Below are 527 nucleotides of genomic sequence, written 5' to 3'. Positions count from 1 at the left end.
CACACCAGATCGGTCCCGATGCTCGCGGGGGCTAGGCGATGCCCAGGCCGAGCATTGGATAGATTTCGGGACCTACGACAAACGGTTCAAGCAGAAATAATTCCGTGACCAGGCTACGGACTSAWRCMCGTWTSYCCGMACTAMACKRRMWGCTTAAGGGGAAAAAGCTTGCAAGTACTGGGTTTCGAACGTAACCTTGAAACCTGGCGACGAACCTTTTGATGTCTTCTAGTAACGATTAGTTACTGGCCTAACGTTTAGTGGCTATAATCGTAATACCTTCTAGCTGTGGGGAAGTAGCATCTTTGATCTGATAGTTGTTGGGCAACGCTAGCCACCCTAAGGATTGAAGGCTTTTTTTTGATAAAGCGTATCGTTCTGAATTTTGCCCCGGTAGTCTTCATCCGTTCGATACGCAGCTGACCATTTATAACCGCTACTGGTCTTTTCTAAGCCATGAAAATTTTCTGCTACCGTCTGCCCCAGATTTCCTGGCCGATTGACGGTTGTTATTAAGCTAATCGAGT

Annotated in this window: 1 protein-coding gene; it reads right to left on the bottom strand. The window is 47.4% G+C overall.

The genetic code is table 11. From position 1 onward, the window contains the following. Positions 1–339: 339 nt before the first annotated feature. Positions 340–527: hypothetical protein (locus BWI97_RS28860; protein WP_233208106.1), on the bottom strand; the 188-nt coding region annotated here is incomplete at its 5' end.

The organism is Siphonobacter sp. BAB-5405 (genome assembly GCF_002872335.1).
In the GTDB taxonomy this organism is placed as follows: domain Bacteria; phylum Bacteroidota; class Bacteroidia; order Cytophagales; family Spirosomataceae; genus Siphonobacter.
This window is presented reverse-complemented; position numbering and strand designations above follow the sequence as displayed.